This is a genomic window from Haloechinothrix sp. LS1_15 (assembly GCF_033042135.1).
Classification (GTDB): Bacteria; Actinomycetota; Actinomycetes; order Mycobacteriales; family Pseudonocardiaceae; genus Haloechinothrix.
In genome coordinates, this window is the sequence record NZ_WBXM01000004.1 from 285,897 (window position 1) to 298,385 (window position 12,489).

At 70.5% G+C, this 12,489-nt stretch carries 16 protein-coding genes; 10 read left to right on the top strand and 6 right to left on the bottom strand.

Features of this window, described 5'->3' with window-relative positions; genetic code table 11:
• Positions 1 to 22: 22 nt before the first annotated feature.
• Positions 23 to 706: an ABC transporter ATP-binding protein gene (locus F8178_RS08730; protein WP_317494191.1), complete on the bottom strand. Its 684-nt coding sequence runs from the start codon at positions 704 to 706 to the stop codon at positions 23 to 25.
• Positions 703 to 1,794 carry an ABC transporter permease gene (locus tag F8178_RS08735; RefSeq protein WP_317494192.1) on the bottom strand — a complete coding sequence of 364 codons (1,092 nt, stop codon included), beginning with the start codon at positions 1,792 to 1,794 and terminating at the stop codon, positions 703 to 705. The genes F8178_RS08730 and F8178_RS08735 overlap by 4 nt, the downstream gene beginning before the upstream one ends.
• Positions 1,795 to 1,979: 185 nt before the next feature.
• On the opposite strand from F8178_RS08735, the gene F8178_RS08740 reads away from it, so the two are divergent.
• The 5 genes from F8178_RS08740 to F8178_RS08760 all read left to right on the top strand — a co-directional run bounded on the left by F8178_RS08740 (position 1,980) and on the right by F8178_RS08760 (position 6,649).
• Positions 1,980 to 3,191 carry a sensor histidine kinase gene (locus F8178_RS08740; protein ID WP_317494193.1) on the top strand — a complete coding sequence of 404 codons (1,212 nt, stop codon included), beginning with the start codon at positions 1,980 to 1,982 and terminating at the stop codon, positions 3,189 to 3,191.
• Positions 3,188 to 3,820 (top strand): response regulator transcription factor, encoded by a 633-nt coding sequence (locus tag F8178_RS08745; protein ID WP_317494194.1) that lies wholly within the window; start codon positions 3,188 to 3,190, stop codon positions 3,818 to 3,820. Before F8178_RS08740 ends, F8178_RS08745 begins: the two co-directional genes overlap by 4 nt.
• 85 nt (positions 3,821 to 3,905) lie before the next feature.
• Complete coding sequence (locus F8178_RS08750; RefSeq protein WP_317494195.1) at positions 3,906 to 4,544, top strand: SRPBCC domain-containing protein; 639 nt, start codon at positions 3,906 to 3,908, stop codon at positions 4,542 to 4,544.
• A 93-nt stretch (positions 4,545 to 4,637) separates the two neighbouring features.
• The gene (locus tag F8178_RS08755; RefSeq protein WP_317494196.1) at positions 4,638 to 5,042 is read left to right on the top strand and encodes a nitroreductase family deazaflavin-dependent oxidoreductase; all 405 of its coding nucleotides are present in this window, start codon (positions 4,638 to 4,640) and stop codon (positions 5,040 to 5,042) included.
• Between the two features lie 179 nt (positions 5,043 to 5,221).
• Complete coding sequence (locus tag F8178_RS08760; RefSeq protein WP_317494197.1) at positions 5,222 to 6,649, top strand: lipase maturation factor family protein; 1,428 nt, start codon at positions 5,222 to 5,224, stop codon at positions 6,647 to 6,649.
• Between the two features lie 67 nt (positions 6,650 to 6,716).
• Here F8178_RS08760 and F8178_RS08765 read toward each other — a convergent pair whose 3' ends face one another.
• On the bottom strand, positions 6,717 to 7,577 hold the full coding sequence (locus tag F8178_RS08765; RefSeq protein ID WP_317494198.1) for an EamA family transporter: 861 nt from the start codon (positions 7,575 to 7,577) through the stop codon (positions 6,717 to 6,719).
• Between the two features lie 169 nt (positions 7,578 to 7,746).
• Between F8178_RS08765 and F8178_RS08770 the strand changes: the two genes are divergently transcribed.
• The 4 genes from F8178_RS08770 (at position 7,747) to F8178_RS08785 (ending at position 10,458) form a co-directional block, all read left to right on the top strand.
• Complete coding sequence (locus F8178_RS08770; RefSeq protein WP_317494199.1) at positions 7,747 to 8,121, top strand: GntR family transcriptional regulator; 375 nt, start codon at positions 7,747 to 7,749, stop codon at positions 8,119 to 8,121.
• 94 nt (positions 8,122 to 8,215) lie between these two features.
• Positions 8,216 to 9,046, top strand: a complete 831-nt coding sequence (locus tag F8178_RS08775; protein ID WP_317494200.1) for an NAD(P)-dependent oxidoreductase — start codon at positions 8,216 to 8,218, stop codon at positions 9,044 to 9,046.
• A 35-nt stretch (positions 9,047 to 9,081) separates the two neighbouring features.
• On the top strand, positions 9,082 to 9,906 hold the full coding sequence (locus tag F8178_RS08780) for a hypothetical protein (RefSeq protein WP_317494201.1): 825 nt from the start codon (positions 9,082 to 9,084) through the stop codon (positions 9,904 to 9,906).
• Positions 9,907 to 9,981: 75 nt separating this feature from the next.
• Positions 9,982 to 10,458 (top strand): hypothetical protein, encoded by a 477-nt coding sequence (locus tag F8178_RS08785; RefSeq protein WP_317494202.1) that lies wholly within the window; start codon positions 9,982 to 9,984, stop codon positions 10,456 to 10,458.
• Positions 10,459 to 10,462: 4 nt separating this feature from the next.
• Here F8178_RS08785 and F8178_RS08790 read toward each other — a convergent pair whose 3' ends face one another.
• The 3 genes from F8178_RS08790 to F8178_RS08800 all read right to left on the bottom strand — a co-directional run bounded on the left by F8178_RS08790 (position 10,463) and on the right by F8178_RS08800 (position 12,093).
• Complete coding sequence (locus F8178_RS08790; protein WP_317494203.1) at positions 10,463 to 10,993, bottom strand: hypothetical protein; 531 nt, start codon at positions 10,991 to 10,993, stop codon at positions 10,463 to 10,465.
• 64 nt (positions 10,994 to 11,057) lie between these two features.
• Entirely contained in the window at positions 11,058 to 11,240 is a 183-nt protein-coding gene (locus F8178_RS08795; RefSeq protein ID WP_317494204.1) for a DUF397 domain-containing protein, read from the bottom strand.
• Positions 11,215 to 12,093: a helix-turn-helix transcriptional regulator gene (locus F8178_RS08800; RefSeq protein ID WP_317494205.1), complete on the bottom strand. Its 879-nt coding sequence runs from the start codon at positions 12,091 to 12,093 to the stop codon at positions 11,215 to 11,217. The genes F8178_RS08795 and F8178_RS08800 overlap by 26 nt, the downstream gene beginning before the upstream one ends.
• 169 nt (positions 12,094 to 12,262) lie before the next feature.
• On the opposite strand from F8178_RS08800, the gene F8178_RS08805 reads away from it, so the two are divergent.
• The gene (locus F8178_RS08805; protein ID WP_317494206.1) at positions 12,263 to 12,481 is read left to right on the top strand and encodes a hypothetical protein; all 219 of its coding nucleotides are present in this window, start codon (positions 12,263 to 12,265) and stop codon (positions 12,479 to 12,481) included.
• The last annotated feature ends 8 nt before the right edge of the window (positions 12,482 to 12,489 follow it).

The following is a 12,489-nucleotide window of genomic DNA, read 5'->3' on the forward strand; positions in this document are numbered from 1 at the left end:
AACGGCGGTTGCCGTTGCTGCCTCAGCCGATCGGTTGCCGTGTCCCCAGCCTGCCGTCGATCATCTCGACGATGTGGTCGACCTCGCTGAGGTACTCGTGATCGTGGGTGACCAGCACGGTCGCCGTGGAGCGTTGCCGGGTCAGCGTGACGAGCAGGTCGACGATCGCCGCCCCGCGATCCCGGTCGAGGGCGCTGGTGGGTTCGTCGACCAGCAGCACCGCCGGGTCGTTCAGCAGCGCGCGGGCGATCGCGACCCGCTGGCGCTGCCCACCCGAGAGTTGCTGTGGCTTGCGGTGTGCCTGGTCCGCGAGGCCGACGGCCGCGAGGAGCCGCTCGGCCCGGGAACGGTCGCTCGGCCGACGGCGCCCGCTGATGCGTGCCATGACCTCGAGCTGTTCCACGGCGGTGAGCGAGGGCAGCAGGTTGGGTTGCTGGAACACGATGCCGAGGTCGCGGCGCCGCAGCGCCGCGCGAGCCGCCCGGTCCATGCCGCTGGTAGCGGTGCCGTCGACAGTGACCTCCCCGCTGTCCGGGGTGATCAGCGTGGCGGCGACCGCGAGCAAGCTGGATTTTCCGGATCCCGACGGCCCGACCACGCCGGTCACCGAACCGGCAGGGACGTCGAGGGAGACGTTGTCGAGCGCGGTCAACCGGCTGTCACCGTCGGGGTAGGTGAGTGTGACGTCGTGCAGGCTCAGTGTCATCGTGCGCTCCCGAGGGCGGTCAGCGGGTCGATGGCGGTGACGCGGCGCACGGCCAGCGACGCGCCGAGCAGGCCGAGCACCAGCATCGCCGTGGCCGGGGCCAGGAGAGTTCCCGCGTCCAGCGCGAACGGCACCACGCCGGACACGGCCGCGCCGGTGGCCACGGCCAGCGCCGACCCGGCCGCGATCCCGGCCACGAGCACGGCGCACGCCTGGGCCAGTGCGTCGCGCACCAGGTAGCCGGTGGCCGCGCCCAGCGCTTTGAGGACCGCGATGTCGGTGCTGCGCTGGATCGTCCACACCGCGAAGAACGCCCCGGTCACCAGCGCGGATATCGCCAGAAGCAGCCCGCGCATCGCCTGCAGTGAGCTGTTCTCCGCGTCGAACGAGCTGACCGCGTGTCTGGCGTCGTCACGTGCGATGGTGGTGGTGCCCAGCCGCGCGTCGGTGGCAGCCAGGTCGGCGTCCGCGGTGGTGTCGAGCGCGAGTGCGGTGGCATAGCCCGCGCCCTGCGCACCGCCTGCCAGCTCGCGCCAGTCCGGCAACGCGAGCCAGACGACCGGTGCGTGACTGTAGGAATCCGTACCGGCCACCGCCCGTACCCGCAACGAATGGCCGGGCAGCGTCAAGACATCACCGGGCCCGGCGTCGAGTTCCTCGGCGGCCCCTGTGGACAGCACCGCGGCCCCTCGCGCGACCGGCTGCCCGCCCGGGATGAGTGAGCCGCCCGGTTCGCCGCTCGCGGCGACCCCGAACACCGAGATCCGCGCCGCGTGGCCGTCGAGTTCGGCCCTGGCGGTGCCGACCCCGAACGGGGCGGCTCGTTCGACGCCCGTGGCGCGGCTCCACTCGTGAGCCTGCTCCCGGCTGAGCATGGAGCGCTCGAACGCCGCGTCCTCACCGTCGCTCGGGGCTGCGAGAGTTAGGTGGTCGACGGGCAGTCCGGTCACCGCCGAGGTGCTGCTCCGTGCCAACCCTTCGGTCAGTCCCGAGATGAGCCCGACGAGCAGCATCAGCAGAACCACGACCAGCGTCATCAACGTGAAACGCCCGCGGGCGAACCGCATGTCCCGCCACGCAACGAACATGCTCGCTGTCCCCTTCCGTGTGGTGTGGCGGGTGCGCGCAGGCGACCCGCACTACCGTCAGCATCCGGCCGGATGCCGCGCTGACCGTCGTACCGCGGTGCGGTTCCCGGGTGCCGAACGGTGGAGACCCGGATCCATCGTTCGATGGATGACGTCTGCCGTCGCGGCGCTAGCCTGGAGGTGTCGTGAATCCCCGTACCCTGGACCGGCCACTGCGCGTGGTGCGGGTGTGCCTGCACCTGCTGGTGGCGGCGCTGTTGCTGCTGGCGGTGGTGCGCGCGGTGGCTGGCTACACCGCGCGGCCCGTCGTCGTGGCCGCTGCCGCGGCTGCGGTGGCAGCGATCTACGCTGCTGGGCCGCTGCTGCGGCGGGTGGGTCGCTCGCGTGCGGCCACCGGTACGTGGCTGCTGCTGCTCGGCTTGGCCTGGCTGGTGCTGCTCGGGCTGACCCCGGACGGGGTGTGGCTGGCGTTTCCGCTGTTCTTCGTGCAGCTCCACCTGCTCCCGCTGGTGCCGGGACTGGTTGCCGTCGCGGCGACCACGCTGGCCGCGATCGCCGGTTTCGCGTGGCACCAGCAGGGCGTCACACCGGCTGGGATCATCGGCCCCGCGCTGGGGGCCGCGGTGGCGGTGGCCACCGTGCTCGGCTACCTCGCGCTCCACAGGGAGAACGAGCAACGCAAACGGTTGATCGAGGAGTTGACCGAGGCCCGTGACGAGCTGGCCGCCGCGGAGCACGCGGCAGGCGTGCACGCCGAGCGGGAGCGGCTGGCCACCGAGATTCACGACACCGTGGCGCAGGGGCTGTCCAGTATCCAGCTGCTGCTCCGTGCCGCCGAGCGCGCCCTACCCGCCGAGCCGGTCACCGCCGCCGAGCACGTGCGCCAGGCACGGGATGCGGCGCAGGACAACCTGGTGCAGGTGCGTAGGCTGGTGCGGGCGCTGGCACCGGCGGAGCTGGACGGCACGCCACTGCCCGCCGCGCTGCGACGGCTGTGCGAGCAGACCGCCACGCAGTCCGGCCTGGCCGTGCACTTCCACACCAGCGGGGAGCTGGCGACGGTACCGACGGCCTACGAGGTCGCGCTGCTACGGATCGCGCAATCCGCACTGGCGAACACGGTCCGCCACGCGGCTGCGAGCAGGGCCGAGATCACGCTCAGCTACATGGACGACGGCGTCACACTGGACGCTGTGGACGACGGCATCGGCTTCGATCCCGCGACGACCATCGCCTGCCGCGCTGGGGAAGATAGTGACGGCGGTTTCGGGCTGGCAGCGATGCGGGCGCGGGTGCGCTCTCTCGGCGGCACGTTGGCGGTGGAGTCGGCACCGGGGCAGGGGACCGCGCTGGCGGTGAGCTTCCCGTACCGGCACCCGGAAGGGCAGTCACCATGACCGGGCGGATCCGGTTGCTACTCGCCGACGACCACCCTGTGGTGCGCGCAGGCCTGCGAGCCGTGCTCGAGGCCGAGCCCGACCTTGAGGTCGTCGCGGAAGCGGATACCGCGGAGCGGGCGGTGAGCCTGGCGGGATCGTCGGATGTGGACGTGGTGTTGATGGACCTGCAGTTCGGTTCCGGCATGCACGGCGCGGCCGCCACGGAAGCCATCCTCGCCGCTCCCGGGGCGCCGCGTGTGCTGGTGCTGACCACCTACGACACCGATGCGGACATCCTGGCCGCCGTGGAGGCTGGCGCGGCGGGGTACCTGCTCAAGGACACTCCTCCGGAGGAGCTTGCCGCGGCGGTGCGCACGGCGGCGGCGGGCTCCTCCGCCCTGGCGCCTTCGGTGGCCAACCGGTTGATGCGGCGTATGCGCGTGCCGGGAACCGCGCTGAGCAAGCGGGAGATCGAGGTGCTCCAGCTGGTCGCCGACGGTCTGTCCAACCAGGAGATCAGCAAGCGGCTCTTCCTCAGCCAGGCCACGGTCAAGTCGCACCTGGTGCACATCTTCGGCAAGCTCGGCGTCGACTCCCGGACAGCGGCGGTGGCCGCCGCGACTCAGCGCGGTCTGATCCGCAGGTGACGTCGGCAGTCCGGCCGCGAGGCCGCCGCGGCCGGGCGGCAAGGGACCGGTTGCGCTCACCGTTGCCTGCGGCAAGACTGTCGCCATGGCCGATGACGACGCGGAGCCGACGCTGGCCAGGGTGAGCTCCTCCTCGGTGCGCGCGGCCACCGGGCAAGGGTGGCAGGAATGGCTTGGCCAGCTCGATGCCGCGGGAGCGTCGGGGTGGAGCCACAAGGAGATCGTCACCCACCTGAACAGCGAGCACCCCGAGATCAGTGGCTGGTGGCACCAGACGCTGGCGGTTGGTTACGAGCAGGCCCGTGGCAAGCGAGTCGCGGGCCAGACCGCCGACGCGGGCTTCCAGGTGGGGGTGCGCAAGACGGTGCCCGCGACCCCCACGGAGGTGTGGCGGGTGCTGACCGAGCGGCCCGAGCTGTGGCTGGGGGAGGGGGTATCGGTGACGTTCCAGCGGGGCGAGCGCTACACCGTGCAGGCAGGGCCGGACGGTGCCGCCGCTAGCGGTGAGATCCGGGTGGCCAAACCCGGTGACCGGCTCCGGTTCACCTGGCAGCCGCAGGGGTGGGCGTCACCCGCCACGGTGCAGCTTGCGCTGACCGCGCCCGCTTCCGGCAAGACCGCGGTGCAGGCGCACGTGGAGAAGCTGCCCGACGCCGACGCAAGGGAGCGGTCGCGCACGCGCTGGCGCGACGCGCTGGAACGTATCGCCGCGGCGTTGGGCTAACCCCGGCAGGCTCGCCGCGTGGCTGGATCCGGCCGCCGGGGCTAGCCTCGATGCCGATCATGCATGTCCCACAACCGGCGAGAGGGGAGCCGCATGCTGTTCGGCGACGAGCACGTCCGGCGGTACGAGGAAACCGACGGTGAGGTCGGCCATGTCTGGGTGAACGACGCCCCGGTGCTGATCCTGACCACCACCGGCCGCAGGTCAGGCCGCATGCGCAAGTCCGCGCTGATCTACCAGGAGGACGGCGGGCGCTACGTCGTGGTGGCCTCCAAGGGGGGCGCGGACGCCCACCCGGACTGGTACCGCAACCTCCAGGCGAACCCCCAGGTCGGCGTGCAGGTCGGTGCGGAGCGGTTCGCCGCACGCGCCAGGACGGCCGATCCGGACGAGCGGGCGCGCCTGTGGCCGCTGATGGCGGCGGTATGGCCCGACTACGACTCGTACCAGGCCGCCACCGACCGGGAGATCCCCGTCGTGGTGCTGGAACGCGCGTGAGCGCGGCGCCTGCGACCGTCGTAGTGGTCGGCGCCCGCTGCGATGTGGAGGAAGGCGCGACCGCCGAGATGACTGGCATGCTGTCGGCGTCATGGCCGGGAGTTCGTTACTGTTCCCGCACGCGGACAGTCGTTCCCGACGACCGTCCGATGCGCCTCGATCATCCGGGGGAGTGACACGTGGAGTGGTTCGGCGCTGACGGTTACTGGCTGAGCACTCTCGTCTTCCAGCGCGGGCTCGCGCTGGTGTATCTGGTGGCGTTCCTCAGCGCCGCGCTCCAGTTCCGCGCGCTCATCGGTGAGCACGGCATCACCCCGGTGCCCCGCTACACCAGCCGGGTGTCGTTCCGCCGTTCACCCAGCCTGTTCCATCTGTACTATTCGGACCGGTTTTTCGCGCTCGTCGCTTGGACCGGTGTGGTGATTTCCGCGGCACTGCTGTTCGGTATGGGGGATGATCTCCCGCTGTGGGCGCACATGGCGGTGTGGGCGCTGTTGTGGGTGCTCTACGTTTCGACCGTCAACGTCGGCCAGGTCTGGTACGGCTTCGGCTGGGAATCGCTGCTGTGTGAGGTGGGGTTCCTGGCGATCTTCCTCGGCCCGGCCACGATGGAACCGGCGCTGCTGGTGCTGCTGGCGCTGCGCTGGGTGTTGTTCCGGGTGGAGTTCGGGGCCGGGCTCATCAAACTGCGGGGTGATCCGTGCTGGCGGGACCTGACCTGCCTGTACTACCACCACGAGACCCAGCCGATGCCGAACCCGTTGAGCTGGTACTCGCACCACCTGCCGAAACCGCTGCACCGGATGGAGGTGGCCGCCAATCACGTCACCCAGCTCGTGCTGCCGTTCCTGTTGTTCCTGCCGCAGCCCGTGGCGAGCGTCGCCGCGATCATCATGATCGTCACCCAGTTGTGGCTGGTGGCCAGCGGTAACTTCGCGTGGTTGAACGTGCTGACGATCGTCATCGCCCTCTCGGTGATCGCCGACGGTGTGTGGGCGAAGCTGCTGCCGGTGTCGCCGCCCACCGAACTCGACCCGGCACCCACCTGGTTCCAGGGAGTGGTGTTGGCCGTGACCGCGCTGGTGCTGGTGCTCAGCTACTGGCCGGTGCGCAACCTGCTGTCGCGGACCCAGGTGATGAACCGGAGCTTCGAACCGCTGCACCTGGTGAACACCTACGGCGCGTTCGGCGCGGTCACCCGCGAACGCTACGAGGTCGTGATCGAGGGCACCCGGGACGACCCGCCCGGTCCGGGGGCCGAGTGGCGGGAGTACGAGTTCAAGGGCAAGCCGGGCGATGTCACGCGACGCCCGCCGCAGGTCGCGCCCTACCACCTGCGGTTGGACTGGCTGATGTGGTTCGCCGCGCTGTCGCCCGCTTACGCCGAGCCGTGGGTCCGGCGTTTCGTGGCGAAGTTGCTGGCTGGCGACCGCGCCACGCTGAAGCTGCTGCGCCACAACCCGTTCCCTGACAGTCCACCCACCTACGTGCGGGCCTGGTTGTACCGGTACCGGTTCACCACCCCGCGCGAACGCCGCGACACCGGAGCCTGGTGGCATCGCGAACCGTCAGGCCGGTACCTACCCCCGGTTACGCTCAGCGACTGATCGTGGGCGGGGGTGTGAGCCGAAGGACTCCTTCGGTACATCATGTGCACCGGAGGGCCCCTTCGGCTCATCCCAGGCCGATCAGCACCAGTGCCGCGATGGCGATCACCAGTCCGGCCGCGCGGCGCGGGGGCAGGTACTCCGCCAGCACCATCCGGGCGAGCAGCACGGTCACCGCGGGCGATAGCGAGGCGAGCACCGCCGTGATGCTCACCAGGCCGGTGCGGGTGCCGTACAGGAACGCCACCGTCGCCAGGATGCCCGCCACCCCGGCCGCGACCACGGCGGCCCACACCGAGCGTGGCGGCCGAATGCCGCGCCCGGTCGCGACGACGACGAGCAGGAACGCGCCTGCCACGACGCACTGCGCGGCCAGCACCGGCCAGATCCCGCTACCGTCGCCGGTGCGGTCGAGGGCGAGGTACAGCGTCGCGAAGCCGACTCCTGCGGCGAGACCGAACCCGAACCCCTCGGCGAGGGGCCCACCGAACCCGCCACCGGCGGCACGCCTACCGCCGGTGGAGACCAGCCCGATCGCTGCCAGTCCGGTAATCACGCCAGCCCAGGCGAGCAGAGTGGGGCGCTCACCGATCGCCAGCGCCACGAGGATCGGCAGCCCCGCGCCGGACAGCGAACTCACCGGGGCGATCACGTTCATCTGGCCGATGACCATGCCGCGGATCAGGAACAGCCCACCCGCCGCCTTGCCGACGCCCGCGACACAGCCCCAGGCGAGGTCGGCCACGGTGGGCGAAGCCTCCGGGGTAAACGGCAGCACCACAAGCAGCACAGCGAGCAGCACCGCGAGGCTCACCAGTTGGGTGGCCACCAGCACCGGCCACACCCCACCGCGCCTGCCCGCCAGGCCGACGAAGAAATCACCCGCGCCGTACCCGGCGGCGGCCCCCAGCCCCAGGAGCAGGTTCACCGCCACCGCCCCCTCGGGCGGCCGCGCATCGGCACGGAAAGTGGTACGGATGTATCAGTCACGTGGTCGACGGTAGCGGGGATGGGCGGCAAGCGCTCGGTCGCTCGGCGGACGCGATGAGGACCCCGAGACGCGAGGCCGCGACACGGCCACGTGGTACGAAGGAGCCATGACAGGCGGTGACGGTGTGATCGACGGTGTCGACAGCTCCTCGACGGTGCCACCGTTCGAGCAGGTGCGCTCGCAGCTGGCGCGGAAGATCAACGACGGAAGTCTCCCGGTGGGCACCAAGCTCCCCACCGTGCGCGCGCTGGCCGCCGATCTCGGTATCGCGGCCAACACCGTCGCCCGCGCCTACCGGGAGCTGGAGTCCGCCGGGATGATCGACACGCGCGGCCGGTCGGGAACCTTCGTCTCGGCCACCGGCGACCGCAGCAGGAGCAAGGCCGCCGAGCACGCCGCCGAGTACGCCCGCGCCGTTGATGCCCTCGGCATCGACCGGCAGGAGGCATTGGCGATCGTGCGCGCGGCGCTGGAATCCTGAGCCGGTGGTGCGAGCGGAAGGGCTTTTTGGGTACACGATGTGCACCTGAGGAGTCCTTCGGCTCACCCATCGTGACGACGGACCGGAGGTCATCATGGCCGAACGCATCCTCATCACCGGCGCCGCGGGTCGTATCGGCGCCATGCTGCGGCAGCGGATGCCGCGGCGGGGCCGCCTGCTGCGGCTGCTCGACGCCGTTCCGTTGGATGGTGACAGCGGGGCGGCCGCCGACGTCGACGCCGAGGGCGCGGTCGAGATCGTGCGGGCTGATGTCACCGACGCGGCGGCCGTGGAGCGCGCGTGCCGGGACGTCGACGCCGTCGTTCACCTCGCGGCGCTGCCTGGCGAGGCCCCGTGGCCGGACGTGCTGCACGCCAACATCCACGGCACCTACACCGTGCTGGAGGCCGCACGGCGGGCCGGCGTGCCTCGGGTCGTGCTGGCGAGCAGCAACCACGCGGTGGGGTTCCACCCGCTGGCCGATGGGGTCGGTGACTACGCGTTCCCGCGCCCGGACACGTTCTACGGCGTCAGCAAGGTGACGGGGGAGGCGCTGGGCAGCCTGTACCACGACCGGTACGGCATGCACGTGCTCTGCCTGCGGATCGGTTCGGCCACCGAACGCCCGCGTAACCTGCGCGAGTTGGAGACCTGGTTGTCGCCGGAGGACTGCGCGCGGCTGGTGGAGGCGATGCTCGCCGCACAGGAGCCCGGCTTCCGGGTGGTGTGGGGCGTGTCCGCGAACAGCCGGGGACGGTTCTCGCTGCGCGAGGCCCTGGAGCTCGGCTACCGTCCGCAGGACGACGCGGAGCGGTACCGCCACCTCATCGCCGGCGAGGTTCGGTCCGATGAGGACGTCGTCGGTGGGCCGTGGGCGAGGCGCGATGCCGGACCAGATACACCCCGAGATGCGGGAGATCCTTAGTGTCGACGCGACCGTGGCTGACACACTAGCCGGGCATGGAGGGTGACACCGCGCGACGGCCGGTTTCGGATGTCTCGGTCGGCGACTGGATCGCGCCCAGGCTGGGGACGTTCGGCGGCTGGGTCGGCTCCGTGGTGCCGCACGGGTTCGACGCGTACGCGCGCGTGCTGCACCCCGTGGTCGACGCCGAGGACCAGCCAGCCACCTGGGTGGATGTCTGCGCCGCCACCGGCAAGCAGGCGCACGCGCTGATGCAGTGGGGGCGCATCGCCGCAAGCGGCGGGGAGCGCGCCGACCGCGCCGTGGACTGGGACGGCGACGAACCTGAGCCGGGTAACCTCGCTCCGGAGCAGTTCACGGCGCTGTGCCGCATCCTGTCGCGACACACCACCACGCCCGGGGCCTGCTACTTCGGCCTGTGGGACGGCTGGGGCTGGATCTCGGGCGGCAGGGCCGTGGCACGGATGGTGGTTCGGAGGCCGGGATTCGGTGCCCGCCTGCGGCGGATGCTCGGGTTGCTTCGCCGCGACGAGCGGCCGGAGCCGGTGCCGCCCGCGTTCCCGCGCGAGGTGCTCGACGGGCCGCGTCTGCACCATCCTGGCCGCGACTACATCCTGTTCAGCGGCTCGCTGGAGGGAGCTGAGCCGTTTGACGAGGGGGATGGCGGCCGGCAGTCGCCGAACCTCATGTGGCCGTCCGACCGGGCATGGTTCGTCGGCTCCGAGATCGACTTCGATTCGACGCTGGTGGCGGGCAGCGCTGAACTGATCGCAGAAGTGCTGGCGGAGCCCGCACTGGATGCTTGGATAGTGTCCACGGAGGATTGTCTGGCCCTCGAAGGGGACACGATCAACGCCTGACAGCCGGGCGTCGTTGACCTCGGTGGCCGCGTCGCGCGTGCTACGGTGACGTCCGGGTCGGCGAGAGGGGGATCGGTGTCTGGGGATGCGGTGCCGGACGCTGGCGGTAGGCAGCAGCCTGAGCGGATGCGCTGGCAGCCCATGGCCGCGGCAGCGCTCATCGCAGGTACCTGGCCGGTGCCTGCGGCGCTCGTCGTCGCGATCATGTATACCGTTTTCGTGCTCTCGCCTGCGATCACGGGCGATGACAGCGCCGCCCGGGCGGGGCAGGTCTTCGTGCTGATCGTGACCCTCGGCGGGCTGTTCGGTCTGTGGTGGCTCGCCTGGCGGCTGCTACGCCGGGTGCGGGCGCACAGCCCTGCGCTGGTGGCTGGGGTGGCGATCGTGGTGCCCGTGGTCACTGTCTTCGCGCTGCCCAGCATCGGCATGCTCTCGACGTGGCAGTACGCAGTCGTGCTGGTGGGCGTCGCTGTGGTGAGCGCTGCGGCCGCCGCTGCCGTTACCGAGTGGTCGGCCTACCGCGCCGCTGCGGTCGACGGTCAGTGGTCGTAACCGCTCACCCAGCCGTGCGGCGTTCAGCCAGTAGCCGGTTGAGCAGCGCCACCAAATCGTCGGTGTCGGCGCCGAGGCCGGAGGTGGCGGGCAGGGCCGCGTCGGCGCCGGTGAGCGAGTGCGACAGCGCGGTGCTGCGCGACCCACCGGCCGGGGCGGGCAGCTCCCGGGTGCCGTCTTCGGAGTAGCGCACGCCGACCATGGTGCCGCCGCGGTAGGGCAACCGGATGGTGACGAACTCGTCGATGTGGTGCCAGCGCATCTCGACGGGCCGGGAGAACAACGAGCCCGCCGTGAGGCCCTCCTCGGTGACCTGTAGCTGGGGTGGGTGAAGTGTCATCGCCGCGAGCACGAGCGTGGCGGCGCCGAAGAACACGGCGAGTAGCCAGCCGAGGGCGTTGCCGTCGAGGATCATGCTCACGCCGACGGCAGCCAGGGCCGCCGCGATCACGGCGAGCCCGCCGGGGCGCCGCCGGGACTCGGCCAGCGTGAACGGCACTTCCTCGGGGAGCGCGTGCCCTCGCCGTCGTGTCACGGGCTCCATTGTGCCCTGCGATGCCGGCGTGAAGCAGCCGCGCACCTCCCGGCGCGCCCGTTGATCAGCTGCGCCGCAGCCGCGTGGTGAACAGGTGCCAGGAGCTCGCGGGGATGACGAGCTGACCGCCGTCGGGGTCCTTGCTGTCGCGGATCGCGGTGGTCACGGTGCGCCGATCGAGCTCGACGCAGGCGTTGTTGTCGCCGCCGGAGTAGCTGCTCTTACGCCACCTCGTGCTGCTGGTCATTGGTGTCCATGGCCCTTATCTGTCGTGTGATCAACGACGCCGAGTCGGCAGGCGAGAGCGCTGCCCGCGCGGCGTCGTCGAACATGGTGGTGAAGCGTTCAACGTCGGCTTCATTATCCACCCAGGCACCGCCCGCCGGGTATTCGAGGTAGACACCGGGTACCTCGCCCGGCTCGGGGTAGTCCACGATGATGCAGCCACCGTTCATGGATCCGTAAGCGCCCGCGCCGAAGGGGATGACTTGGATCGTGATGTGCTCAAGCTTGCCGAGCTCCACGAGATGTTCCAACTGTCCGCGCATTACTTCGACGCCGCCGACCGCTCGACGGATAAGGGCCTCGTCAATCACGGCGTGCAGCGGGACAGGGCCGGACTCCTCCAAGAGTTGTTGCCTCGTTCGTCGTGCCGTGACGAGCTTGTCAGTCTGGGAGTCGGAAACGTGGAAGCGTCGCGCTGTGGAGATCACTGCACGGGCATACGCTTCCGTCTGCATCAGCCCTGGCACGACCGACATCTCGACAATCCGGATCCGTTCGGCTTCGCGCTCGGCGTTGACCAGGCGTCGGTAGGACTTCGGCGCGCCGGTGGGCAGCCGGATGGACGGCGGCTCGTCCCTGGCGTGCTCCCATAACGTCAGGGCGCGGGTGCGGTCCTCGTCGGTGGCACCGTAGAGGTTCAGCAGCGCGAGCACCGTGGCCCAGACGGGCATGACCTGGCCGGATTCGTAGCGGCTGACGGTGCTGTCGGAGGTCTTGAGTTCGTGGGCGGCCTGCTCCAGCAGCACGCCCGCGTCGGTGCGCAGGTCGTGGAGGAACCGTCCCAGACGCCGTTTCGCGCGGGTAGCCGTTTTCATGGCCGTATCCTAGCTGAGGTTGCTCGTATGTCGGGTACACACTTTCGAGCTATTGATCGTGCAACTGCGTACTTATAATCTGCACTTGCCGGTGAGGTGGCCGATGGGTGGTGAAGCGGCCCGGTCACCTCACCGGTGCGAACCACCGGTAGCGATAACGGAGGTTGAGATGTTCCTGAGCCGTGGCATCGAGGTGGATTCCTGGGTGCGGATCGACGGATCGTGCGAGATCCTCGGTGAGGTTGTGGGCGATGAGGCCCAGTTCCGTCTGGGGAACCCGCGCGCGACCGGGTTGGACATGGTCACCGATGAACGTGGTCTCGCCAGGCTGGTCGAACGGTGCTCGGAGGTGCTGGAGACCATGCGTTCCGACGAGGAAGGGGAGTGACCGGCGGT

Excerpts from the sequence above, each read along its gene's own strand:
- F8178_RS08745 (WP_317494194.1), top strand. The coding sequence starts at position 3,188 with ATGACCGGGCGGATCCGGTTGCTACTCGCCGACGACCACCCTGTGGTG.
- F8178_RS08800 (WP_317494205.1), bottom strand. The coding sequence starts at position 12,093 with ATGAAAACGGCTACCCGCGCGAAACGGCGTCTGGGACGGTTCCTCCAC.
- F8178_RS08730 (WP_317494191.1), bottom strand. The coding sequence starts at position 706 with ATGACACTGAGCCTGCACGACGTCACACTCACCTACCCCGACGGTGAC.
- F8178_RS08780 (WP_317494201.1), top strand. The coding sequence starts at position 9,082 with ATGGAGGGTGACACCGCGCGACGGCCGGTTTCGGATGTCTCGGTCGGC.
- F8178_RS08750 (WP_317494195.1), top strand. The coding sequence starts at position 3,906 with ATGGCCGATGACGACGCGGAGCCGACGCTGGCCAGGGTGAGCTCCTCC.
- F8178_RS08755 (WP_317494196.1), top strand. The coding sequence starts at position 4,638 with ATGCTGTTCGGCGACGAGCACGTCCGGCGGTACGAGGAAACCGACGGT.
- F8178_RS08805 (WP_317494206.1), top strand. The coding sequence starts at position 12,263 with ATGTTCCTGAGCCGTGGCATCGAGGTGGATTCCTGGGTGCGGATCGAC.
- F8178_RS08775 (WP_317494200.1), top strand. The coding sequence starts at position 8,216 with ATGGCCGAACGCATCCTCATCACCGGCGCCGCGGGTCGTATCGGCGCC.
- F8178_RS08795 (WP_317494204.1), bottom strand. The coding sequence starts at position 11,240 with ATGACCAGCAGCACGAGGTGGCGTAAGAGCAGCTACTCCGGCGGCGAC.
- F8178_RS08770 (WP_317494199.1), top strand. The coding sequence starts at position 7,747 with ATGACAGGCGGTGACGGTGTGATCGACGGTGTCGACAGCTCCTCGACG.
- F8178_RS08735 (WP_317494192.1), bottom strand. The coding sequence starts at position 1,794 with ATGTTCGTTGCGTGGCGGGACATGCGGTTCGCCCGCGGGCGTTTCACG.